Source organism: Bradyrhizobium sp. 192 (assembly GCF_023100965.1).
Taxonomy (GTDB): domain Bacteria; phylum Pseudomonadota; class Alphaproteobacteria; order Rhizobiales; family Xanthobacteraceae; genus Bradyrhizobium; species Bradyrhizobium symbiodeficiens.
In genome coordinates this window covers 6,546,161-6,569,736 of sequence record NZ_CP064690.1, presented here as the reverse complement: position 1 = coordinate 6,569,736, position 23,576 = coordinate 6,546,161, and the positions used below count along the sequence as shown (strand labels likewise).

At 64.0% G+C, this 23,576-nt stretch carries 16 protein-coding genes and 1 pseudogene; 10 read left to right on the top strand and 7 right to left on the bottom strand.

Features of this window, described 5'->3' with window-relative positions:
• The first annotated feature begins 2 nt into the window (after positions 1-2).
• The 3 genes from IVB24_RS30755 to IVB24_RS30745 are packed head-to-tail and all read left to right on the top strand — an operon-like array spanning position 3 to position 2,831.
• The gene (locus IVB24_RS30755; RefSeq protein ID WP_247770219.1) at positions 3-1,160 is read left to right on the top strand and encodes an acyl-CoA dehydrogenase family protein; all 1,158 of its coding nucleotides are present in this window, start codon (positions 3-5) and stop codon (positions 1,158-1,160) included.
• Positions 1,161-1,186: 26 nt separating this feature from the next.
• Positions 1,187-1,963 (top strand): enoyl-CoA hydratase/isomerase family protein, encoded by a 777-nt coding sequence (locus tag IVB24_RS30750; protein ID WP_247770218.1) that lies wholly within the window; start codon positions 1,187-1,189, stop codon positions 1,961-1,963.
• 7 nt (positions 1,964-1,970) lie between these two features.
• A complete protein-coding gene (locus IVB24_RS30745; RefSeq protein WP_140480763.1) occupies positions 1,971-2,831 on the top strand; it encodes an amidohydrolase family protein in 861 nt (286 codons plus the stop codon).
• Positions 2,832-2,852: 21 nt separating this feature from the next.
• Here the strand turns inward: IVB24_RS30745 and IVB24_RS30740 are convergent, their stop codons facing one another.
• The 7 genes from IVB24_RS30740 to IVB24_RS30710 form a co-directional block, all read right to left on the bottom strand.
• Positions 2,853-3,308, bottom strand: coding sequence for a PaaI family thioesterase (locus tag IVB24_RS30740; RefSeq protein WP_166468479.1), 456 nt, complete (start codon positions 3,306-3,308; stop codon positions 2,853-2,855).
• Between the two features lie 106 nt (positions 3,309-3,414).
• Entirely contained in the window at positions 3,415-4,584 is a 1,170-nt protein-coding gene (locus IVB24_RS30735) for an NADH:flavin oxidoreductase/NADH oxidase (protein WP_247770217.1), read from the bottom strand.
• 150 nt (positions 4,585-4,734) lie between these two features.
• Entirely contained in the window at positions 4,735-5,058 is a 324-nt protein-coding gene (locus tag IVB24_RS30730) for a hypothetical protein (RefSeq protein ID WP_166475838.1), read from the bottom strand.
• A gap of 179 nt (positions 5,059-5,237) precedes the next feature.
• The gene (locus tag IVB24_RS30725; RefSeq protein WP_094974095.1) at positions 5,238-6,449 is read right to left on the bottom strand and encodes an ABC transporter substrate-binding protein; all 1,212 of its coding nucleotides are present in this window, start codon (positions 6,447-6,449) and stop codon (positions 5,238-5,240) included.
• Between the two features lie 78 nt (positions 6,450-6,527).
• The gene (locus tag IVB24_RS30720; RefSeq protein ID WP_247770216.1) at positions 6,528-7,700 is read right to left on the bottom strand and encodes an NADH:flavin oxidoreductase/NADH oxidase; all 1,173 of its coding nucleotides are present in this window, start codon (positions 7,698-7,700) and stop codon (positions 6,528-6,530) included.
• 51 nt (positions 7,701-7,751) lie between these two features.
• The gene (locus IVB24_RS30715) at positions 7,752-8,963 is read right to left on the bottom strand and encodes a CoA transferase (RefSeq protein WP_247770215.1); all 1,212 of its coding nucleotides are present in this window, start codon (positions 8,961-8,963) and stop codon (positions 7,752-7,754) included.
• A gap of 16 nt (positions 8,964-8,979) precedes the next feature.
• Positions 8,980-9,825, bottom strand: a complete 846-nt coding sequence (locus IVB24_RS30710) for an amidohydrolase family protein (protein WP_247770214.1) — start codon at positions 9,823-9,825, stop codon at positions 8,980-8,982.
• A 465-nt stretch (positions 9,826-10,290) separates the two neighbouring features.
• On the opposite strand from IVB24_RS30710, the gene IVB24_RS30705 reads away from it, so the two are divergent.
• The 7 genes and pseudogenes from IVB24_RS30705 to IVB24_RS30675 all read left to right on the top strand — a co-directional run bounded on the left by IVB24_RS30705 (position 10,291) and on the right by IVB24_RS30675 (position 23,531).
• A complete protein-coding gene (locus tag IVB24_RS30705) occupies positions 10,291-11,031 on the top strand; it encodes a helix-turn-helix domain-containing protein (protein ID WP_247770213.1) in 741 nt (246 codons plus the stop codon).
• Positions 11,009-11,431 (top strand): annotated as a pseudogene (locus IVB24_RS30700) (transposase); the annotation flags it as partial. The gene IVB24_RS30705 and the pseudogene IVB24_RS30700, both read left to right, overlap by 23 nt.
• A 176-nt stretch (positions 11,432-11,607) precedes the next feature.
• Positions 11,608-17,883 carry a type I polyketide synthase gene (pks2, locus tag IVB24_RS30695; RefSeq protein WP_247770212.1) on the top strand — a complete coding sequence of 2,092 codons (6,276 nt, stop codon included), beginning with the start codon at positions 11,608-11,610 and terminating at the stop codon, positions 17,881-17,883.
• Complete coding sequence (locus IVB24_RS30690) at positions 17,876-19,300, top strand: condensation domain-containing protein (protein WP_247770211.1); 1,425 nt, start codon at positions 17,876-17,878, stop codon at positions 19,298-19,300. Before pks2 ends, IVB24_RS30690 begins: the two co-directional genes overlap by 8 nt.
• Entirely contained in the window at positions 19,297-20,679 is a 1,383-nt protein-coding gene (locus IVB24_RS30685) for a hypothetical protein (protein ID WP_247770210.1), read from the top strand. The genes IVB24_RS30690 and IVB24_RS30685 overlap by 4 nt, the downstream gene beginning before the upstream one ends.
• A complete protein-coding gene (locus IVB24_RS30680; RefSeq protein ID WP_247770209.1) occupies positions 20,672-22,048 on the top strand; it encodes a hypothetical protein in 1,377 nt (458 codons plus the stop codon). Before IVB24_RS30685 ends, IVB24_RS30680 begins: the two co-directional genes overlap by 8 nt.
• 112 nt (positions 22,049-22,160) lie before the next feature.
• Positions 22,161-23,531 carry a hypothetical protein gene (locus IVB24_RS30675; protein ID WP_247770208.1) on the top strand — a complete coding sequence of 457 codons (1,371 nt, stop codon included), beginning with the start codon at positions 22,161-22,163 and terminating at the stop codon, positions 23,529-23,531.
• The last annotated feature ends 45 nt before the right edge of the window (positions 23,532-23,576 follow it).

Below are 23,576 nucleotides of genomic sequence, written 5' to 3'. Positions count from 1 at the left end.
CGATGTCTCTCATTCATTTCGACGCCATGCGCCTGCCGGATCATTGCCAGGAGTTGCGCAAGGAGGTCCGGGCGTTCCTTGAGAGCGAGATCGCAGCCGGCACGTTCGATCCCGACAAGCCCGAAGTCGGCGCGAAGAATGCCGATGAATTCTCCCGTCGCGTCGGCGCGAAAGGCTGGATCGGCATGACTTGGCCGAAGAAGTATGGCGGGCAGGAGCGCAGCTTCCTGGAGCGCTATGTCGTGACCGAGGAGATGCGGATCGCCAATGCTCCGGTGCGGCGCTTCTTCGTCGCCGACCGGCAGAGCGGCCCAACCCTCATTCGCTACGCGCACGAGAAGATCAAGCAGGACGTACTTCCCCGTATCATCCGCGGCGAGCTGTTCTTCTGCATCGGCATGAGCGAGCCGAATTCCGGCTCGGATCTGTTCGCGGCGAGCGCGAAGGCGACCAGAACGGACGGAGGCTGGCTGATCAACGGAACGAAAGTCTGGACCAGCAGCGCGCACATCGCGGACTACATGATCGGCTTGTTCCGGACCTCCGGCTCGACCAAGGAAAACCGGCGGCACGGCCTCACGTCGTTCCTGGTCGACATGAAGAGGCCTGGCATCACCTGCCGGCCGATCGGGCAGATGAGCGGCCAGCGCGACTTCAACGAGGTCGTGTTCCAGGACGCTTTTATTCCGGACGATCATGTCATTGGAGAGGTCGATGGCGCCTGGAAGCAGGCCACGAGCGAGCTGGCTTACGAGCGCTCGGGGCCTGAGCGGTTTCTCGAAACCTACGATGCGTTGCTTGCGCTTACCAACGCAGCGGGCGCCAAGCCGGACGTGAGGGTGACCGTCGGCATCGGGCGGCTGGTCGCGCAATTGCACACGCTGCGCCGCATGTCCGTTTCGGTGGCGGGGATGCTCGAGGCGGGCCGCGAACCCGTCGTCGAGGCGGCGATCGTCAAGGATCTCGGCACGGTCTGGGAGCAGGGCTTGCCGCATCGGGTCCGCGAGCTCGCTTCGCTGCTCGACCTCGAGGACGACGAAGAGGACGCCTTCCGCAACAAGCTGGATTTCGAGCTCAAGATCGCGCCGAAGCTCACAATCCAGGGCGGCACCACGGAAGTCCTGCGCGGCATCATCGCGCGCGGGCTTGGACTTCGCTGATCAAGACAAAAGGAATCTGACTCCACATGAGCACTGATATCGCGGTTACCACGCAAGGCCACGTCGCAACGATCGAGATCCAGCGGCCACCGCTGAATTATTTCGATCTCCAGCTCATTCGGGACATCGCCGATGCACTCGACAAGATCGATGCGAACGGCGAGATCCGCGCCGTCGTCCTTGCCGCGCAGGGCAAGGCGTTTTGCGCCGGCGCGGATTTCAATACACCGGCCCGGGACGCGCCGGCCAGGGGCGACCAGCGAGATGGCGGTCACCTCTATATCGAGGCCGTGCGCATCTTCCGGAACAAGAAGCCGATCGTCGCAGCGGTGCAGGGCGCGGCAATCGGCGGCGGCTTTGGTCTGGCGATGTCGGCGGATTTCCGCGTGACGTGTCCCGAGGCCCGGTTTGCCGCGAACTTCACGCGCCTGGGCTTCCATCCCGGCTTCGGACTGACCGTCACGCTGCCGGAGGCCATCGGCAAGTCGAACGCCGAGCTGATGTTCTACACCAGCCGGCGCGTCACTGGTCAGCAGGCACTGGCGATGGGATTGGCGAGCGTTTTGGTCCCTCAGGACCAGGTTCGCGCGGCCGCGATGTCGCTCGCGCAGGAAATTGCCGAATGCTCGCCGCTCGGCCTTCTGTCGACCCGCGCCACCATGCGCGCGGGACTCGCGGACCGCGTCAAGCATGCGACGGATCACGAACTCACCGAGCAGAATCGCCTGCGCGTGACCGACGATTTCCGCGAAGGCGTCAAATCCACGGCGGAGCGCCGGTCCGCCAATTTCACCGGCAAGTGAGGTCACCATGACAGAAAAGCTCGAAAAATTTCCGGACGGAAGTTGCGATTGCCACGTCCACATCTATGGGCCGTTCGATCGCTTCCCCGTCGACTATTCCGGAAAATTCGCTCCGAAGCAGGAGTTCCCAGTCGATATGCTGTTCGACGTCTGGAAGACGATCGGCATTTCGCGCGGCGTGATCGTCCATGCCGGCAATGCCGGCTCGGACAACGAGGTGACGCTCGAGGCCTTGAAGCGCTTTCCGGACAAGCTGCGCGCGGTTGCGATCCTCAATCAGGATGTCACAGACAAGCGGCTGGACGAGTTGACCGATGCCGGCTTCAAGGGCGTGCGCATCAATCTCCTGTACCAGGACGGCAAGCCCGTGTTGTCGGGCGGCGGCATGAATCTGGACGACCTGAAGGCCTTGGCGCCGCGCATCGCCGAGCGCGGTTGGCACGCGCAGCTCTGGATCGAGACCGGCGATCTGCAGCAACTGGCGCCCGAAATCGAGAAGCTCCCGCTCGACTTCGTCATCGACCATCAGGGTCGCACCATGGCAGACAAGACCGTCAATTACAGTGGCTACCAGTGGTTCTGCGACCGCGGCCTCAAGAGCGGCCGCTATTGGTGCAAGCTGTCCGGTGCGGATCGCAACACGCGAGTCGGCAGCCCATACAAGGACACCGAGGACTTCATGAAGGCGCTGGTCGCGGCCAACCCCGACCGGCTGGTCTGGGGCAGCGACTGGCCGCACGTCGGCCACGCTGACGACGCCGTCCCGAAGGAGTCCGTGCTGATGGATCTGTTCAGGCGCTGCGTGCCCGACCAGGCCGTCCGCAGGAAGATCCTGATCGACAATCCGGCCAGACTCTACGGCTTCTGAGAGCCGAGAGCTGCGAAAGGATTACGCCAGGCTGGTCCCGGCGGGATTCTTGGGCCGTAGAGCCGCCGTCGAACTCGCTGTTGCGATGAGCACGTCGTTTGAATCCCGCAGCTCGGCTTCCAGGAAGCCGACGCTGCGTCCCTGCCGGACGACCTTGCCGTAAGCCCGATACAGGCCCGGGTGTGCGGGCAGCAGGAATGCGACCTTGATCTCGAGGCTCGCGACTGTAATCAGGTATTCGCCGCGCAGCAGGCTCGCGGTCGCCATGGCCGCATCGAGCCAGCCCGTCACGATTCCACCCTGTACGATGCCGCCCCTGGGATGTCCTTCGGTGGAATGGCAATGCCGAGGCTCGGCATGCCATTCGATCACGACACGATCGCGTGTCTGATCGTAGGAAACGGCGCCGACGCCGAGCAACTCCCACGCCGCCGGTCGTCGCGCCTCGGTCTGCTTGATCAAGTCTTCGTACGACATGTCTGGTGATAGCCCGCAATTGCTGGATGTTCACGAGGCGAGCCGCAGCACGCCTCGCAAACAATCAGCACAGGCAATGTCGCTACACAACAGCGCCCGGCGGAGATCAGCTATCCGACGCGATGCCCTTTTGCCACGTGGAGGGATTTCCGCCAAAGCCGCGGCGGGCCCGCTTTTCGAGCCAGTAGCCCATTTGCGGCGGGACCGCGCTGAAGGTCGGATCGACGCCGAGCTTCTGCGCCGCGTCCATCGCCCAGTTCGGGTTGTGGATGAACTCTCGGCCGACAGCGACGAGGTCGGCTTTCTTGTCCTGAAGGATCGCTTCGGCCTGATCGCCGTGAATGATGAGGCCGACCGCCATGGTCATGATGTCTGCCTCGCGGCGGATATAGTCCGCAAACTGGACCTGATAGCCGTACTCGTTGAGGCGGAAGAAGTTGGGGACCTTGCTGTTGAGGCCGCCGGTGCTGCAGTCGATGACGTCGACGCCCTTCGTCTTGAGGATGCGGACCAGCCTGGCGTTCTCCGCCGGACCCCAGCCCGCCTCGTCTTCGATCGAAAGACGAACGAACAGCGGCTTTGGCGCCGGCCAGTTGGCGCGCACGGACTCGGCGACCTCGATGGCAAATCTCATCCGGTTGGCTTCGCTGCCGCCATAGTCGTCCGTTCGCTGGTTCGCCTCAGGCGACAGGAACGAATGGATCAGATAGCCATGGGCCGCATGCAGCTCGACGACGTCGAAGCCGGCCTGGTCGGCGCGCGCCGCCGCCTTGCCCCAGGCTTCGATCGCATCAGGAATCTCGTGACGCTCCAGGGCGCGCGGCGTGAAATAGCCGTTGCCGAACGCAAGCGCGCTCGGACCGATCAGGTCCCAGCCGTCGACGTCGTCGACGGCTGCAAGCTCCTGGGCGGAGAGGGTTCCATCTCCCTCCCAGGGACGCCGGGCCTTTCCCTTCCGGCCGGTGTGTCCAAGCTGGATGCCGGCTGCAGCGCCGTTCGACTTGATGAAACTCGCGATGTCGCGAAGCGGCGTGATGAACTTGTCGTCCCAGATGCCGAGGTCTCCGACCGTCCCGCAGCCGCGGCGCTCGACCTTGGTCGACTCGACGATGACAAGGCCCGCGCCGCCTGCGGCGAACTTACCCGCGTTGGTGATGTGCCAGGGGGTCGGAAAGCCGCGCTCTGCAACGTATTGCAGCATCGGCGGGACCACGATCCGGTTCTTGATCTCGACATCACGGATACGTAGTGGTGAGAACAGCAGCGTCTCGTTCATCCGGCCTCCCTTGTTGATTTCAGATTAGGGAGCTGGCCCAAATATGCCAATGCACGTCAGGGACGGCATCGCATTTCTATGGATGTGAAAAGAGGGGCTGACGATACCTTGTTGGCTGGACGGCGTCGTTCACGCGACCGTTGACCTCCGCTATTCTGTGTCCGGATGGTCTGCAAGAATTGTCGCCAACGCTTTTCCCGATTTCGCGAGAATCTTCTGCCTCGCTTTCGCGATCTGCTCGAGGGGCGGTGCGATCTCCCGCAATCCCATCTCGACCCCAAGATCGTTGAGCGCTCTCTGGTCGAACGCGATCGAGTCGTCGGCCCAGCGGTTCATCTGCTCCGCCCAGAGCTTGCAAAGATCGTTGGCGGAGAGTTGTTCGTACCGGCGGCCGCGTACGAGATAGGATTGCCGATTGTCCGATTGACGGTTCTTGAGCAGCAGCTCGACAGCTTCTCGCGCCTGATCGGTCATGGACCACCCTTTCCCGAATCGTGTCGTCGAGATCCTCAATTCGGGTTCGTTGCGAGATAAGCATAAATTCTGCGGGACCGGAAGCCAAGCCGGCCACTTCAGCCCGATCGAGCGGTGGAAGCTGCCCCTGAACGGCAGCACTGGGCTGCCGCTCAAAGATCCTTCACGAAGCCTGGAGATCAGGACTTCTTCATCAGCGAACACTTGCTCTGTTCGCGCGGAATGTTGGCGTCTTCGGCCGGGACCGTTGCGACGACGTCGTAGAAGTCCCACGGCCCCTTGGACTGCTCCACCGTCTTTGCCCGCAGCAGGTAGTAGTCGTGGATGTGCATGCCGTCCTCGCGAACGTAACCCTTCTCCGAGAAGAAGTCGCTCACGGGCATCGAACGGAATTTTGCGAGCACGGCTGCGGTGTCGAGGGTTCCGGCAGCTTCGACGGCCTTCAGATAGTGCAAGGTGGCCGAGTACATGCCGGCCTGGACCATGGTCGGCATGCGGCCGACCTTGTCGAAGAAGCGCTTCCCGAACGCGCGCGAAGCGTCATTCCGATTCCAATAGAAGGCTTCCGAGGTGTACAGACCCTGCAGATTGGGAAGACCCACGGACTTGGCATCCGTGATCTGGAACAGCAGAGCCGCGACCCTCATCTTGCTCTTCTGTCCGAGCAGGCCGAACTCGTGCGCCTGCATCAGCGAGTTGGTTGTGTCGCCGCCGGCATTGGCGAGAGCGAGCACGTTGGCGCTCGAGTTCTGCGCCTGCAGAAGGAACGACGAGAAGTCGCTGGTGTTGAAGGGGTGCCGCACCGAGCCGACAACCTTGCCGCCGGACTCCTTGAGCACGGCGGACGCATCGTTCTCGAAGGCTTGTCCGAAGGCATAGTCGGCCGTCAAGAAGTACCATTCGTTGCCGCCCTGTCCCAACAGCGCCTTCGCGGTGCTGCGCGCCAGGGTGTAGGTATTGTAGGTCCACTGGAAGGTGTTGGGAGAGCATTTCTCGTTCGTGATGGCGGATGCGCCGGCCGACGACACGATCATCATCTTGTTCTTGTCCCGGACCAGATCAGCCAGAGCCAGCGCGACCGCGGAGTTTCCGATATCGAGAATGACGTCGACATTCTCCGTGTCGATCCATCGCCTGGCGATGCCCGAGGCGATATCCGTCTTGTTCTGGTGATCGGCGAACACGAGCTCGATCGGCTGTCCCAGCAATTTTCCGCCGAAATCGGCGATCGCCATTTTGGCGACTTCAACGGCTGCAGGCCCCGCGGCATCCGCGTATTGGCCCGACTGATCGTTGAGCACGCCGAGCTTGACCGGCTTCGACGCAGGCGTCTGCGCGTGAGCCGAAGCAAGACTGAGGAAAACCATCGACGCAGCCAGTACATTTCTCATTTTTCACTCCCCTTTGAAGTTTTTTTGACTTTCGAGATCAGGATTGATCTTGCGACTTCAGCCGCGTTGGCAGCGGTTCTATTCGGCCGCCTCGCGGTATCGCTCGACCCCGTCCAGACTTTCTCCGGCGGCACGAAGGGCTCCGCCCCATTTGGCAAGCCACCAGCCATATTGCTCAGGCCATTGCTCGAAATGACCGGTCAGCCCGAAATGCTCCGCGGCGTGAAGCGCCCAGAACGGATCGTAGAGCATCTGGCGGGCCATGAAGATGAGGTCGGCCTTGCCGTCCTGCAGAACCTTCTCTGCAAAGTCCGGGGTCCGGATCATGCCAACCGCGCCGGTCGCAATGCCGGCCTCGCGGCGAATGCGTTCGGCAAACGGCACCTGATAGCCTGGACCGCGACCGAGATTGGCGTTGGTCGATCCCGCGCGAAGATTGCCGCCCGTCGAACAATCGACCAGATCGACGCCGAGCTCCTTCAATTTGCGGGAGAAAATGATGCTGTCTTCGATTTCCCAGCCGCCGTCGATCCAGTCGGTCGCGGAGATGCGCACGAAGAGGGGCGTGGACGAGGGAAGTGCGGCCCTCACGGCACGCGTCACTTCGAGCGGAAACCGCATCCGGTTTTCGAGGCTGCCGCCGTATTCGTCGGTGCGGAAATTGGCGAGCGGCGACAGGAACGATTGCAGGAGATAGCCGTGAGCCATGTGAAGCTCGATGATGTCGAAGCCCGCGAGCACAGCCCGACGCGCCGTGGCGACGAAGGCATCGCGTACGCCGACGAGTCCGTCCTTGCTGAGAGGGATGGGAGTCTGGAAGCCATCAGAGAATGCCACATCCGACGGCCCCGTAGGCACCCAGGTTTCCTCTCCCATTTCGATATCGCGGTCCGTCAAATGGCTATTGCCCCGGAACGCGCGCTGCTGGCTCGATTTGCGTCCGCCGTGATTGATCTGGATCGCTGCCTTTGAGCCGTGCGACTTGATGACATGAACGATCTGGCGCATGCCGTCGATTTGCCCGTCTTCCCACAATCCGGGATCGCCGTTGGTAATGCGCCCCTTCCGGGAGACCGACGTCTGCTCGACGAAGACGAGCCCGGCCCCACCCTGGGCAAATTTGCCATAGTGAACCAGGTGGAACGGCGTGACGTAGCCGTTCACGGCCGAATACATCCCCATCGGCGAAACGACGATGCGGTTGCTCAACTCGACGCCGCGGAATGCAATGCTTTCAAACAGCTTGACCATGGTGATCTTCCCCTGAATTGGCGGACCGGGGCATTCGCCCCTCGACGTTCGTCATTGTCGTGCAATGGCGCCGGAGCGGCGTAGCTCATCAATCTCGCTGCTGGACAGGCCGAGATATTCCGACAGGACCTCGCCATTGTGCTGACCGAGACGCGCGGACGGAACGTACTCGGGCGTCGCCGTATCGTGCAGCACCAGCGGGCTGCGATGAACGAGGATGTCGCCGTATTCCGGATGCGCGATCTCGCGCAACATGCCGCGGGCGTGGAGGTGTTTGTCCTCGGTCACTTCGCGCAGGTCGCGAACGGCGGCGCAGGGAACCCTGTTGACGCGGCAAAGCTCGGTGATCTCGTCGCGCGCGAGCTGCGAGGACCAATCGGATACGATCTGGTCCGTCAGATCGATGTGCTTCAAGCGGTCTAGCACGGTCTTGAACCTGATATCGTCGGCCAGCTCCGGCCGTCCCATCGCGCGCGTCAGTCCGGTCCAGTGGGATTCATTGACGCTGATGATGGCGACATAGCCGTCGGATGCCGGATAGACATTGTAGGGCGCCTCGGCGAGCCCGCCGTGACGATTGCCGGTGCGGGGGGCCGCCGCCTTACGATTGAAGACATCGGCCAGGTTCGAGGCCATCGCCGGATAGACGGTCTCGACCATCGCGATCTCGACCAGCCGGCCGCGGCCGCTCTTCTCGCGATCGTAGAGCGCCGTGAGGATGCCGGCGTAGAGATGCACGCCGCTGATGAAGTCGGTGATGGCAGGCCCGGCCTTGACCGGAGGACCATCGGCAAATCCCGTTACGCTCATGATGCCTGACACGGCCTGGATGGTGAGGTCCATCGCCAGATTGTCCCGGCTGGGCCCGGACAGGCCGTAACCGGTGGCCGAGCCGTAGATCAGCCGCGGATTAACGGCGCTGAGTGCAGCATAGCCGACGCCCAGTCGATCGAGCACGCCGGGGGCGTAGTTCTCGATCAGCACGTCGGCCTTCGACGCGAGCTCCTTCAGGACCCTGACACCGTCGGGCGACTTCAGGTTCAGGCTGATGTTGCGCTTGTTGGCGTTCAGCATTGCGAACGGGACGGCGTTGCCCTTGCTGATGCGGGCGCGATGACGCACCGGCTCGCCGTTCGGCGGCTCCACCTTGATGACGGTCGCGCCGGCCTGCGCCATCAGGAAACCGGCGTACGGGCCCTGATAGACCTGGCCGAGGTCGATGACGATCACGCCGTCGAGCGGCAGCTTCTTGTTGTTGTCCAAGGTGTCCTCGGTCCTGTCAGAAATTGTAGAGCCGCGCCGGGTTGGCGATCAGGATCTTGCGGCGGGTGGCTTCGTCGGGGACGCAGTCGTGCAGCAGACGAAGCAGGTCCTGGAGATCGGGCATCGTCTCGGCGCTGTGGCCGACATGGGGCCAATCGCTGCCCCACACGACCTGGTCGGGCGCTGTTTGGACGATGGCGCGCATGAAGGGCGCCGTGTCCGCATAGGGGCGGCCGACGCGCGTGTTGCGGTCGGCACCGGAGATCTTGGTCCAATAGCGCCCGGTCTTCAGCCGGTCGGTGAAGGCGCGGAAATCCGGGTGATCGTGCCCCTTGTCGGCCATGGTCCGTGACATGTGGTCGATCACGTAGTTCAGTGGCAGTTTCTCGAGCTCGGCTGCGGCGGCGGCAAGATCCGAGCTCTCGATCCAGAGCTGCGCATGCCAACCCCGCTCCGCGATGCGGGGGGCGAGCTTGACCAGATCGTCGTAGCTGGTGCCGAGCGTTGAGACCGGCTTGCCGTCCTGCCGGATCATGGTGACGCGCACCGCCTTGAAGCCGACGTCGGTGAGTTCATCGAGCCGCCGATCCGAGACATCGGGCCGCAGGATTGCGACGGCACGAAGCCTGTCGGGGTAGCGGCGCAGCGCATCGTAAGTGACGGCGTTGTCGTCTCCCGATCCGACCGCATGGACGATGACACCGCGCGTGATGCCGAGCTTGTCCCAGATGGCAAAGGCGTCTTCGATTGTGAATGGCTTTGCGGCGGTGAAGCGGCCCTCATTTCCGGGTGGAAAGCGATCGAAGGGGCCGTAGACGTGAAAATGACAATCGCAGCTGTCTTCAGGCAATCGGTAGTCCATGGAAGCAAATCCCTGTTCGGTCTAGGTGTTGCCGCCGCTGCACACGATGGCTTGCGAGCCGTCGCCGACGTGAGCGCGATGGTTGATCTCTGGAAGCATGGTCGCGAAGGGGTTGGGTTCAGCGGCGGGAGCCCAAGCGAAGACAGGTCGAACCGGACGACATCAGTCGATAGCGATGGACAAATTCATTCCCGGCTTCATCACGCCCTCCCCGCAAGCGCGCGCCACCTTGGCGGGGCGCTTTTCATTCTTGAACGGCTGCTACGCCGCGGCCTTTCCGGCCGCTGCAAGACTAGAGGCAGGGCGCTTCTGAGTCCATCATGTTACATATACATGGTTCTATTTCTATATATGTGTAAAAGGCTTGTTGTCATAGGAGGGGTGGGCTAGAATGCGGCCGAATTCTGCAATCGGCTCGACTTATCAAGGTACCTATCAGCTAACCATCATTCCAGATATGTGTAAATGATGAGCTCCAATATCAAATCGGCCAAGCGGATCTTTGAAGTCCTCGAATACTTCGAGGAAGTGAAGCGTCCGATTTCGCTGAAGGAAGTGGCGACGAAGTGCGACTATCCGACGTCGAGCGCCGCGGCCTTGCTCAAGAGCATGGCGATGCTGGGGTACCTGTTTTACGACAGCTACAATCGCACCTACATGCCGACCATGCGCATCGCCCAGATGGGCCGCTGGCTGGACACCGGGTTGTTCGGCGACAGCGCCATCCTTGCGCTGGTCGATTTCGTCCATGGGAAACTCGACGAGCTCGTCAGCATCAGCACGCAGTCCGATCTGCATGCGCAATACATTCACGCGTTGCAAACCAGCAAACGCCTGCGCTTCGAAGTGAAATCCGGCGACGTCCGGCCGCTTGCGATCAGCGGCATCGGACGCACGCTGCTCAGCGGCCATACCGACGTCGAGATTGAGCGGCTCCTGCGCCGCATCAACGCCGTCTGCCCCCGGGAAGAGCACGTCGAACTGAATGCGCTGATGAAGATCGTCAACGGCATCCGGCGCGACGGCTACATGTTCTCAAAACACATCATCGTCCAGGACGCTGGCGTGATCGCCGTCCTGCTGCCGAAGCGCGATTTCGGCCGCGACCTGGTCCTCGGTGTCGGCGGCCCGGTGTCCCGTCTCGAGGAGCGGCAAGACGAAATTTTGGCTTGTATCCGTGAAGGCATCGCGCAGTTCCTGTCGTGACGTCTCCGTCTTCATCGCCACCGCGTTTGCCCAGGACGATGCCGAGGCCGCGCGAACCCAGTGGCGCAAGGTCGCCGACCAGCTCCGGCCAAAGCTGCCGACGCTCGCCGGCTTCCTCGACGAGGCCGAGACCGACGTGCTCGCCTACATGACGTTCCCGCCGCAGCATCGGACCAAGCTGCACTCGACCAGCCCGATCGAGCGCCTCAACGGCGAGATCAAGCGGCGGACCGAGGTGGTCGGCTTCCCCAATGAGGATGCCATCGTCCGCCTCATCGGCGCCATCCTGCTCGAGCAAAACGACGAATGGGCCGTCCAGCGCGCCCGCTACATGACGCTGGAAACCATCGCCCCATTGGGCGATGATCCAACTGTCAGCCTTACGGCTATCGCCAGCTGACCGGCCCGGCCTTGCCGGCGAACGCGGTACCCACCGCCAGCTACACCACGCCAGGGGACACGATCCAGCCATCTCCCAGCCGCCAAGTTGCTGGACGATTGATAGGAGGACCAATAGTTTAGTGTCGCATATATTGATTTGGACCGAAAAGTCTTTCCCCAAAGAAGGTCTTGATAGTGACTGCGATTGCTATTGTTGGCATCGGCTGCAGACTCCCGGGATACATCGACTCCCCGAAATCCTTGTGGGGTGCGCTGCTGGCAGGCGCCGACCTCGTTAGCGAGATTCCGCAGCAGCGCTGGAATGCTGACGATTACTACGAGCCCGTAGCGGGCGTGGCGGGCCGCTCGGTTTCGCGCTGGGGCGCCTTCCTGGACGACCCATCGGGCTTTGATCATCGTTTTTTCGGTATCGGTGAACCCGAGGCCCTCGCCATGGACCCTCAGCACCGGCTGTTGCTCGAGGTCGCTTGGGAGGCCGCCGAACATTCCGGCCGCGATCCGCGCTGCCTGTTCGGGACCGATGCCGGCGTGTTCCTCGGCCTTTCGCACCAGGACTACATGCAGGTCACGCGTGACGCAGATGCGATGGGCCAGGCCTACGCTTTCACTGGAACACCCTTCAGCATGGCGTCAGGGCGGGTTGCGCATGCATTGGGCCTCACGGGTCCAGCCATCACCATGGACACGGCCTGCTCGTCCAGCCTCGTCGCCGTGCATGCGGCTCGGCGAAGCCTGCTTGCGCGCGAATGCCACGTCGCGTTTGCCGGCGGGGCCATGTTGATGTTCTCGCCCACGAGCTTCGCTTCGGCGTCGGGTCTCGGCATGCTGTCGCCGACAGGGCGGTGTCATGCGTTTGACGAGCGCGCCGATGGTTTTGTTCGCGCCGAAGGCTGCGGCGTGGTGATGCTCAAGCTGCTGAGCGACGCCCTGCGCGACGATGACCGCGTGCTCGCCGTCATCCGCGGTAGCGCCGTCAACCAGGATGGACGCACGCACAACATTCTCGCACCTTCGCGCGCGGCCCAGGTCGCGGTGATCGATCGTGCGCTTGCCGAGGCACAGGTTGATCCCGCAGCCGTCGGCATGATCGAGGCGCACGGCACTGGTACGCCGGTGGGCGACACGGAGGAGTTCCACAGTCTCTCTACGCAGTATGGACGACATTCGCCCTGCGCCCTCGGCTCGCTCAAAAGCAACCTCGGCCACGCGGAATCGGCGGCGGGCGTCCTTGGTCTGATCAAGGCGACGCTCGCGCTGGCACATGGCGTCGTACCGCGATCACTTCACTTCCGTCAGCTGCCTGCGCATCTCCAGCCCATCGAGACGCGGCTTTTCGTCCCGACCGACACCGTGCCCTGGCCTGCGACTGGCCCCGACGGCCTTCGCCGCGCAGCCGTATCGTCTTACGGCATGTCCGGCACGAACGCGCACGTCGTGCTCGAACAGGCTCCTCAGGCACCTGCCTCATCTCATCGACCAGAGGCCGCCAGAACACAGGAGCAGCCTTGGCTATTTCCAATTTCTTCGACCTCGCCGGAGGCGCTTCGCGCAACGGCTGCGCGCCTCGCGGCTTGGCTGGACGGGAGCGCCGCCAGTCATCGCCCCGTTGACGTCGCGCGGACCCTTGCCTGCAGGCGTGGGCACCGGCCGGTCCGGCAGGTGCTCATTGCGAAAACGCTCGGCGACCTGACGGCGCAATTGTGCGAACTCGCAGCCGGTCAGTCCATCGATACGGACTGGGCCGACCATGATAGCCGCGGTCCCGTCTTCGTATTCTCCGGACAGGGCTCGCAGTGGGAGTCGATGGGCGCGGAACTGCTCGATATCGACCCGGTCTTCGCCGGGATGGTTGCCGCCATCGAGCCTCTGATTCAGGCGATCGGCGACTTCTCGGTGACCGATACCCTGCGTCGCCCGGCGCAACTCGAAGGCATCGAACGTATCCAGCCGGCGATTTTCACATTTCAGGTCGCGCTGGCGGCGTCGCTAAAGGCCCGGGGTGTGGTGCCGTCGGCAGTGATCGGCCATTCGATGGGCGAAGTGTCGGCGGCAGTCGTGGCCGGTGCGCTCTCGCTGGAAGACGGCGTGCGAGTGATCTGTCATCGCGCCATGCTGTGCCAGACGCTCGCTGGATCCGGCGCGATGGCAGCCGTCGGGATGGCACCGGCGGCGGTTCGCGAAGATCTGGCGCGCCGACGGATTGACGATGTCGAGATTGCCGTGCTGGCTGCGCCGACCTCGACGGTCGTCGGGGGTTCCGTCGAGGCCGTGCAACGCCTCGTGGCTGCGTGGCAAGCCGAAGGCCTTTTCGCTCGCGAGGTCGCGGTGGATGTGGCCTCACACACGTCGCAAGTCGAACCGATCCTCGCGCAGCTGTCGGAGCGCCTCGTGGAGGTGACTGCGTACAATCCGCGTATACCGATGTACTCCACCGTGCTGCTTGATCCGCGCGAATCCCCCGTTTGCGATGGCCCCTATTGGATCCACAACCTTCGTCAGTCGGTTCGCTTCCGTCCCGCCGTGCAGGCGGCGCTCGAAGACGGACACCGCGTATTCGTCGAGCTTTCGCCGCATCCGATCGTGACCCGCGCGGTGCTGGAGAATGCTGCCGCGACGGACTTCGCCGTCCGCGCGCTTCCGTCGATGACGCGCGGCGAGCCCATGCCCAACGGGCTTCTGAACCTGGTCGGCGCCATCCATGTCGCAGGAGCCTCGATCGATTTCAATGTCCTGTATCCGGACGGCCAGCTGCTTGATCTCCCGTTGCCGGCCTGGACGCACTATCCCCTGTTCCTTGCGCCGGCGACGCCGGCCGCTGGTCAGCATCACGTGTCGTCATCGCATCCGCTGTTGAACGTCCACCGCGTCCTGCACGAAGAGCCGGAACGCCACATCTGGGCATGTGAGGTTGGCCTTGGTGCCCACCCCTGGCTTGCGGACCACCGGGTCAACGGAACGCCGCTTTTCCCGGGTGCTGGCTTCTGCGAAATGGCGCTCGCCGCGGCGCGCACAGCCCTCGGGACATCGCTCGTCGAAGTGCAGGCGATGACGTTCGACCACGCGTTGCGGTTGGAGCCGTCGATGCCGATCGTCTGCACGGCAGTGCTGGACCGACCGGGTGAGTTGAATTTCAGGCTCGAGAGCCAGGCGAAAGGCGAAGCGCGGGTCCATGCAAGCGCCCGGCTTTCTGGCGCTACCTCTGCAAAGCCTCCGGCCGCGCACGACGTAGCCGCGCTGCGCGCCGCTCACGCGACGCCCGTCGCTGCGGAGGAGGTGTGGCGGTGGTTCGACTCGCAGGGCATCCAATACGGGCCGTCATTTCGCGCACTGGCCTCGGACTTGGCAATGTCCGCGGACGGCGCTTCGCTCTTTGCGGATCTTCGGCTCCCGAGCTCACTCCGAACGGGCAGGCGGGGCTACATAGTGCATCCCGTGCTGCTTGACGCGTGCTTCCAGTCCGTCGGGGCGTTCGCCCGGGTCGCTTCGGAGACAAATGGGCGCCTGCTGCTGCCGCGCTCGGTACGAAGGCTCCGGCTCCACCGCACAGACGCCGACGTCGCCCATTGCATGACTCGCTTGGTCGCGATCGACGCACTGCACGTCGAGGCGGACATCGATCTGCTCGACGCCTCCGGTCGCGTGCTGCTCAGTGTCGATGGATTGGCACTGTGGAGCGGCGCGGCCGAACAGCACGCCGATGCCGTCGCCTGCAACGCGCGCCTGCTCGACATAACCTGGCAGTCATGGGACATTCCTCGCGCCACGGTCAGGCCGGACGACGGCGCCTGGTTGCTGCTCGATGCCGATGATGCGGCGCATCGCTTGATGTTGGATCTGGAAGGAAGCCTGCGCGATCAAGGGTTCAAGTCTCGAATCCTCAGTTGCGCCGGGGTGGGGAAGGGAGACGCATGGCGCGAGCAAATTGAAGACGCTCTGCGTCTGCATCGCCCTGGAGCCGTGGTGGTCGTCTTGCCACGCGGCGATGAGCCGGCGAGTCCCGACGCATCTCGGGCGAACATAAGCAGCCTGCTCCACCTGACCAACGCACTGAGCCATTACGAGCGGCGGCCTCGGCTCTTCGTCGTCACCTGCATGGCCCAACGCGTGCTGCCGGACGACACTGTTCAGCTCGCGCATGCCGGTGTGCGTGGATGGCTGCGAGCCATCGGTGCCGAATGTCCCGCACTCCATCCCACCCAGATCGACGTGACCCCACTGCCCGACGTGTCACTACTTCGGTCTCAGCTGCTGAGCGGCTCGGACGAAGACGAAACGGCGCTGCGTGGAGCGAGCGCGTATGTCGCACGAATGCAGCGAAGTCCCCTTGGTCATGTTGATCGCCGAATGGTCGACCACGACGCGGCTCGCGACGGTCTTCGCCTGGAAATCCGCGTGCCCGGCGATCTGCAGAGCCTGGAGGTGACGGCATCCGAGCGTCGTGCGCCGGGCGCGGGCGAGGCGGAAGTGGCCGTCCATGCCACAAGCGTCAATTTCGCCGATGTGCTCGTTGCCCTTGGCCGTTATCCCTCATTCGATGGTCGTCCGCAGGAGCTTGGCCTGGACTTCGCCGGCATTGTCACCGCGGTCGGGCCTGGCGTTTCGGCATTTCGCGTTGGCGATCGCGTGGCCGGGCTCTGCTGCGGGGGTGCCTGGGGCACCTATCTGACTTGCGATGCTCGCCTGCTCGTCGCGATACCCCGCGCGCTCACGGATACCGAAGCGGCCGCCATTCTCACGACAACTGCCACGGCCGCGTATGGTCTCGAGGATCTGGCGCGGATCGGGCCTGGCGACAAGGTGCTCATTCACTCGGCGACCGGCGGCGTGGGGCAGGCGGCTGTGGCCATTGCCCGCGCGGCTGGTGCGGAGATATTTGCAACAGCGGGCTCGGAGGCGCGACGAGAGCTGCTGCGCGCCGACGGCATCCGCCACGTGTACGACTCTCGAACCGCGGTATTCGCCGAGCAGATCCGGCAGGACACGGCAGGCTACGGCGTGGACGTGGTCCTCAACTCGCTCACGGGCGCGGCGCAGCGCGCCGGCCTGGAACTCCTTGCGGCGGGCGGGCGGTTCATCGAAATCGGCAAGAAGGATATCTATGGAGGCACGTGGCTGGGACTGTCTCCGTTCAAGCGCAACCTCTCGTTCTTCGCCGTCGATCTTGCGCAGATGTGTATGACGGCTCCGGCGCGCGTGCAGGCGCTGCTGTCACGAGTCATGCGTCTTGCCGGGGAGGAGCGGCTGCGCCTGCCGGACATCGCGAGCTACCCCCTCGCCGAAGCGGCTTGCGCCATCCGAATTGTCGGCGGCGCCGGTCACACCGGCAAGCTCGTGCTCACCGTTCCGAGAACCGGCCGCTACCGGGTACCAGCGGCGCCGGAGCGCTTCACGCCGTTCAGGCGCGATGGTGCATACATCGTCACAGGGGGCCTCGGCGGGCTCGGCCTGTTCCTCGCTGACGCGATGTCCGCCGCCGGAGCGGGTCGCGTCATCGTCAACGCGCGCTCCAAGCCCACCGACGCCGCGACGAGTGTGCTCGTCGCGATGAAAGCACGCGGCACCGAGGTTCGGGTGATAAGTGCGGATATCGCAGAGCCATCGACCTCGCGACGTCTTGTCGAAGCTGCCACGACGACGGGCCTGCCGTTACGCGGTGTCTTGCACGGTGCAGCCGTTATCGAGGACGGCATCCTTCCCTCCGTCTCAGAGGAGAGGCTGCATCGCAACTGGGCACCCAAGGCGGAAGGCGCCTGGCATCTGCATGCGGCAACGCTGGAGCAACGACTCGACTGGTTTTGCTGCTTTTCTTCGGTTGCGGCGCTCTTTGGTTCGCCTGGGCAGTCCGCATACGCAGCCGCCAACAGCTGGCTCGATACGTTCACACAGTGGCGGCGCGCCCAGGGGCTGCCGTCGTCGGCCGTCGCCTGGGCGGCGTGGGCGGATATTGGTGCCGGTGCGCATCTCTCGGCCCGCGGCGATGCGCGAATGATCGAGCCACGTGACGGTGCTTACGCGTTCGAGACGCTGCTGCGGCACGACCGGGGGTATGCCGCATATGTCCATCTCGACGGCGCCCCATGGCTGACGGCGCTCGCTGCGCGGAGCCCGTTCGGGGCGGCGCTGTCGCAGGCACCAGAGGCCGCGGGCGAGCCGGCGCGCCGCGGGCGCGTGGAGTTGAGACGCGCGCCGTCCGAAGAGCGGCCGGCCCTGCTGCGGCGTTTGATCATCGAGCATCTCGGTGTCATCCTGCGCCGCACCGTGAATCCAGACCGCTCTCTTTTCGATTACGGTCTCGACTCACTCGGGACACTCCAGTTGCTGATCGCGCTCGAGGCCGACACAGGCATCCGGCTCCGGTCCGCGAACGCAACGACCGTGCGCGCCCTCGCCGACACGCTGAGTGGTGCCATGCAGGAGTTTCAGTCCGCTGGAGCAGATGCCCGTGACTGATCTGCGTCCATTGCACGACTGGTCGGGGCCTCCTGCGATGCTGACACTCTGGTGTCCGTCTGCGGCATCGATGGAAAGTGCCAAGCGCGCACCGGTGTCTCCCGCATTGCCGAGCTACGAACAGGAACAGCATCTGCACGCCTTCCGCGCCTGTGAGCAGCGGCACGAGGCGATGGCGCGGCTGCTTGTCGTCGTGTGGGAGGAACCCGGCCGGTGTGACCCCAGAGCCATGACCCATGTGGTGACCGCACATCTGCGCAGGCACGACACGTATCACAGCTGGTTCGAAGAGCGTGACGGGGCCATCGTACGGCACATCCTCACGGATCCCGCGGCTATCCAGATGGTGCCTATGGCGCTCGGCGAGGTTCGCGCGGAGGATTGGCAGAAACATGTCATGGCAACTCCTGCGCCGTTTGCGTGGGATTGCTTTCGATTTGGCATTCTCCAGCGCGCGAATGGGTTCACGTTCTTCGCAAGCATCGACCATTTGCACGCCGATGCGACCGTCATCGCGTTCCTGATGACGGAGATCCGCTCGGCCTATCGGGCCGTGCTTGACGGCGAGGGGCCGCTTCAGCTTGGACAGCCAGGAAGCTATCTGGATTACTGCGGCAATCAGCGCCAGCGGGCTGCCGCGACGACGCTGGCGGATCCTGAGGTGACGCGATGGATCGCGTTCCTGCACCGCAACAGCGGGCGGATGCCCCCTTTCGCGCTGCCGCTCGGTGTGCCGGAGGATCGCTATCATGCGGAGTACGTGCATGTAGACATCCTCGAAGATGCCGTCATGGACGCGTTCGAGTCCGCGTGCCACGCTGCTGGCGCGCGAGCGATCGGCGGCCTGTTGGCCTGCGCGGCGCTGACCGAACGGGAATTGGCAGGCCGCTCGCGCTACAGTGTCGTCACGCCCACGACGACGCGAAGATCGCCACAAGCTTTCCGGACGACGGGCTGGTGCGTTGGCGTGGTGCCAATCGATTTCGACGTGCAACAACGAACGTTTCCTGAACTCGCCTTGACCGCCCAGGACAATTTTGACGAACGGCTAAACCTTGCCGATATACCGATCGAGCTCGTGCTCGAACTCGCAGCCGGGCTGCCGACGGTCGGACCCGTCGCCACAGGCGGCGTCATGCTATCCTATATGGATGTCAACGTTGCTCCGCTCAGTGCACACATTGCGCGCGAATGGCATCAGGCGAATGGGCGGGTCTATATCAACCAGGGCATCGCCGCGCAGGTTGCGATCTGGCTGTTTCGTACGCAACGCGGTCTCTCGCTCACGGTGGCCTATCCGGCAAACAGCACAGCCCGCGCATCGATGCACCGCTATGTCGCAGCGTTTGCGGGCGCGTGCCGCATGGCCGCCGACGCATTGATGCCGACGTACTCTGATGTCGGTCGCGAACGATGATGCAGGCGGTTGCGCACCCAGCGAACGTATCGGATATGCCGCCGGCATTCTTGTCCTTCGCAGATCAAGCCCTTTACCTCGCGCATCTCTCGCTCGGGCAGCACGCGGTCATTCAGGTGCTGTGGCGCTATCTGCGGCCCGTAGATATCGACGCGCTCACACGGTTTCGTGACAATCTCGCGCACGGTCATCTGGCACGGCTGATCCGGCCGGCGCTGCTTCCGTTCGGACGACACCAATGGGCCAGCGCGCCACCGCCGTCGGCTGCTCTGGTTGCCGCCGAGACGGCGCTTGCCCCCGAGGCGATCCAGACGTGGGCCGACGCGCAGGTGGCGCTTCCATTGGATCTCGTGCACGGACCGGCATGGGCCTTGACCTTCCAGGGCTTCGCAGATGGCTCCACGGTGGTCTCGCTTGTGGTGTCCCACTGCATTGCGGACGGACTGACGATTGCAATGGCCGTGAGCGATGCAGTGCGCGGGGAACGGCCGCCCTCGATCTATCCTGCGCTCTGCTCGGTGCACAGCGCCGCGACGGTGCTGGCTGCCGAACTCCAGCGCATTGTGCGTGACGTGCCGGCGACATTTCGGGCGCTGGGCCAACTGGCCCGTACCGCATACACCTCCCTCGACACGTCGAACCCACCCGCTGCATCGCCCGTGGGGCCAGCCGCGGATGACCAGACGGTCGTGTTTCCTTCGGCCTTCATACGCGTGCCCATGTCGGTCTGGGACGCCGGAGCGCGGAGCCGCGGAGCGAACCGCCTCACGCTCCTGACCGCAATGACCGCGGCGTTCGCCAAGGCGCTCGGTCGTATCCGTGACGAGGAAGTGACCCTGCTGATTCCCGTGAACCAGCGCGAAGGTCTGCCCCACGCCGGCGGGAACAGCGTCGCACTTGCCACATTGAAGGTGCGTGTCGACGAGCCGCGCGGGCGCCTGCATGCGTTGCAGCGGCGTCTGCGGGCTACGTTGCTGCAGACAAGACGGGAGCCAAATCGACTTGCTGCGCTGCTACCCTTGGTGCCCTTTGTGCCCAGACGCGCATTTTCGGCCGCCAGCCATCTGGCGCTTGGCGCGCTCGCCGACCTGCCGGCCACGTGTTCGAACTTGGGCGGCTTGCCCAAGGACGTGCTCCAGATCGACGGCAACGCGGCTGATCGAATCTGCTTTCGCGGCATCGACCGTCCGGTCGCGCGCCGCGCGATCGAGGCTCGTCAAGGGGTGGCCACGCTCTTCGCCGGCGTCATCCCCGGATTTGTCGCCCTGAGCTTCGTTGCCTACCAGCCCGGCGTGGTAACGGAGCCTCGGCATCTTCGTGCGCTCGTCGAACGGCTCTTGGCTGACTACGAACTCGTCGGCGAGTTTTTCGATGCTTGAGACGAGCACGGCCGGCACCTCCACCTACGTGAGGCACCGCCTCGCCTGGCTCGACCAACTGGCGTACGAGCTGTTCAGGGTCACCGGCCGAAGCCAGTTGATGCAATGCCTCTGGCTCTATGATCGTGACGTGAACCGCGCCGCGCTGGTGCAAACATATGAACGCCTTATCGCACTGTCTTTCAATCGGCTCATTGAACCGTCATCCTTGCCATGGGGCAGGCCTCGCTGGGTGGCCGGGACCTTCGTTCCGTTCGAGCAGAGTTCTGATCCGCTACCACGATCGCGGCTGCTGCAATGGGCGAACCAGCAGGCGCGCGCGCCGGTAGACCCTGTCATCGGTCCGGCCGGACGGATGGCCATCCAGCCATTCGACGATGGCAGCACAGCCGTGAGCATCGTCGGATCGCATCTGGTGCTCGACGGAATGGGAGCTTTGCGCGTCATCGCGGCTGCCGTGAACGGAACCGGCATCCCGAATCCATACTTGCCTCAAGGCGCTCGCGGCCGACTGTTCGGCTGCCTGTCGGATGCGTGGCAGATCCTCGCCGATGCTCCGCAGACGGTTGCCGCACTCGCTCGGATTGCACAGGCGGACTGGTCGAGACTCGTCGCTCCCAGGCGAAGTCCGGCCGTTCCAGCAGCAGACGCAGTTCACGACCCAACGATCGTAGAGCTTCCCTCTGTTGTGGTGAGTGTTGAATCGCGTGTCTGGCTCGCGTGCGAGCAGCGGCTTGGTGGCGGCATGAATACGCTGTTGCCCGGCTTCGTGGCGTCGCTGGCATCGCGTCTAGGCCGCCGCCGTTTATCGGATGGCGCGATCAGCCTGCTTGTCCCAAGAAGCCGAAGGCGTGGGCTGTCCGACGAACGCGCGCTGGCGATCGAATTCCATATGATGAACGTCGCTCCTGAAGGCCTGACCAAGAGCCTGGAGCCCGTGAATGACGCGAGGGCGCTGCTCCGTGGCGCGAGGAAAAGTCAGACCGATGTATTGACTTCGTTACTCCCTGCCATCGCTTTGATGCCTCGCACCGTCGCAAGGGCGCTCGTGAACCGGTTGTTCGATTATGCCGATGAGCTGCCGGTAAGCTGCTCCGACCTTGGAATGCTGCCGGAAGGGCTCGCGCGGATCGACGGCGCGCCGTGCCGGCTATTGCTGACACGAGCCGTCGATGTCAACGTCACACGCCAGGACCTGGAGCGTTCCCACGGTCATCTCGTCGTCGTGGCCTCCCGCTACGACAAGACCGTTTCTCTTTGCATCGAGGCCTGCCAGTTGCGCCCCGCAGCAACGACGGTCGACGAACTTCGCCTGCTGGTCTCTCAAACACTCACCGACTTTGGGCTTGGGGCTGTCATAGACGCCTGATCCCGGCGCGTGACCGAAGCCTGTTATTGCAGGTAGATTCCGACTCAATGGGAGATCAAGCCTCGATGGGCAGCGGTCGCTTCGTGCAGCAAGAAGACAGGGGGCTCGAGGGTTGAGCTCTTCTCCCAACGAACGGCGTGGACGGCGCGGCGGCGGGGGGCGCAACCTCGACGTCAGGGCGGACGACGTCCTGTGCTATATGGACCAGGCCTCATTCGTCGGATTGCGAGCGCTCGGACGCGGGCCGGCACTGCAGCTCACCTGGCTCTATCCTCACGAGATCGATGAGGCCGCCGTGACGCAATTCAACAAGCGGCTCGCACACGGACTGCTCGGACGCCTCCTGCAGCGTTCACCATTGCCATGGGGGCGGCACCGTTGGGTGGCGAACCCCGTGCCGGGCCCGGTGGCGTGGTTTCGCCACGGGTCGCTCCCTAGGTTACGACGTTTGCTGCTCGATCTACCGGTGGATCCCGAGCGTGGGCCAGGCTGGCGCTTGGCAGTCCAGGCGCTGGAAGGCGGTGGCTGCGCGCTGACATTGCTGGTGTCGCATACAATCGCCGACATGCAGGCCACCAGCCAAGCCATCGCCGACGCGGTGGCTGGTCGACGTCCCGGCTACGGGTTCCCGGCCCCATCTTGGCGATGGTCTCCAGTGATGCTGGCGCGCGACAGCGTCGAGAGCCTGCGCACCCTGCCTGATGTTTGGCGCGCTATGGTGGTTCTCACGCGGCGCTCGGGCAAGGGACGGACGAGCTTGCCTCGCTCGAAGCCGCGCGCGCGAAGCCGGTATCATTTTGAGCCGGCAGTGGACGTGCCGCTCGTGCAGGTGGTCATGGACGCAGGAGCGTGTCAACAGCGTGCGTCGGATCTGGGCGTCGCGAGCAACACGCTGATCATGGCGTTCGCGGCACGGCTCGCGTTCAGGATGGATCGCGTGGACGCATCAGGACGCGTGAAGCTGGTGCTGCCGGTCAGCGACCGTCATTCGAATGATCGGCGCGGCAACGCGCTGCGGTCGATCACGGTGATGGCGGACCCCGATGCTTGCCGCAGCGATGCGCGCGCCTTGCAGCGGGATCTCAAGGCTGCGCTGGCCTCGCTGGTCCGAAACGGCGACGATGTGTCGCCGTTGTTTCCGCTGATCCCCCATGTGCCGTTGTGGCTGGCGCGCCGTCTTGAGCGGGAGGCGCTCGGGGCGGACCTGCCGGTTGGATGCAGTCTTATCGGCGAATTGCCGCTTGACGTAAACCGCCCCTGCGGCGAGGCATCGCTCCTGCAGATATCGTTGCTGGAGTGCTATACAGCTTCGGAACTCGAGCGGCTGGGCGGCGTGCTATTCATCCCCTGCTATCGCGTCGGCGAGCGACTATTCATGACCGTGTCCGGATACGCGCCAGACCGCGTCACGTCCCGCGCCGAGCTGATGCCATTCGTGCGCGATGCGCTCGCGGACATGGGCCTGTGCGGGACGATCGGCTGACGATTGCCGGTCGACGAGGCGGATGGTGCAACGCCTGCCGAGCGC

What these genes read in the sequence shown, in the direction of transcription:
- IVB24_RS30710 (WP_247770214.1), bottom strand. Translation starts at nt 9,825, where the DNA reads ATGGACTACCGATTGCCTGAAGACAGCTGCGATTGTCATTTTCACGTC.
- IVB24_RS30680 (WP_247770209.1), top strand. Translation starts at nt 20,672, where the DNA reads ATGCTTGAGACGAGCACGGCCGGCACCTCCACCTACGTGAGGCACCGC.
- IVB24_RS30735 (WP_247770217.1), bottom strand. Translation starts at nt 4,584, where the DNA reads ATGAACGAGACGCTGCTGTTCTCACCACTACGTATCCGTGATGTCGAG.
- IVB24_RS30740 (WP_166468479.1), bottom strand. Translation starts at nt 3,308, where the DNA reads ATGTCGTACGAAGACTTGATCAAGCAGACCGAGGCGCGACGACCGGCG.
- IVB24_RS30725 (WP_094974095.1), bottom strand. Translation starts at nt 6,449, where the DNA reads ATGAGAAATGTACTGGCTGCGTCGATGGTTTTCCTCAGTCTTGCTTCG.
- IVB24_RS30685 (WP_247770210.1), top strand. Translation starts at nt 19,297, where the DNA reads ATGATGCAGGCGGTTGCGCACCCAGCGAACGTATCGGATATGCCGCCG.
- IVB24_RS30755 (WP_247770219.1), top strand. Translation starts at nt 3, where the DNA reads ATGTCTCTCATTCATTTCGACGCCATGCGCCTGCCGGATCATTGCCAG.
- IVB24_RS30745 (WP_140480763.1), top strand. Translation starts at nt 1,971, where the DNA reads ATGACAGAAAAGCTCGAAAAATTTCCGGACGGAAGTTGCGATTGCCAC.
- IVB24_RS30730 (WP_166475838.1), bottom strand. Translation starts at nt 5,058, where the DNA reads ATGACCGATCAGGCGCGAGAAGCTGTCGAGCTGCTGCTCAAGAACCGT.
- IVB24_RS30750 (WP_247770218.1), top strand. Translation starts at nt 1,187, where the DNA reads ATGAGCACTGATATCGCGGTTACCACGCAAGGCCACGTCGCAACGATC.
- IVB24_RS30705 (WP_247770213.1), top strand. Translation starts at nt 10,291, where the DNA reads ATGATGAGCTCCAATATCAAATCGGCCAAGCGGATCTTTGAAGTCCTC.
- IVB24_RS30720 (WP_247770216.1), bottom strand. Translation starts at nt 7,700, where the DNA reads ATGGTCAAGCTGTTTGAAAGCATTGCATTCCGCGGCGTCGAGTTGAGC.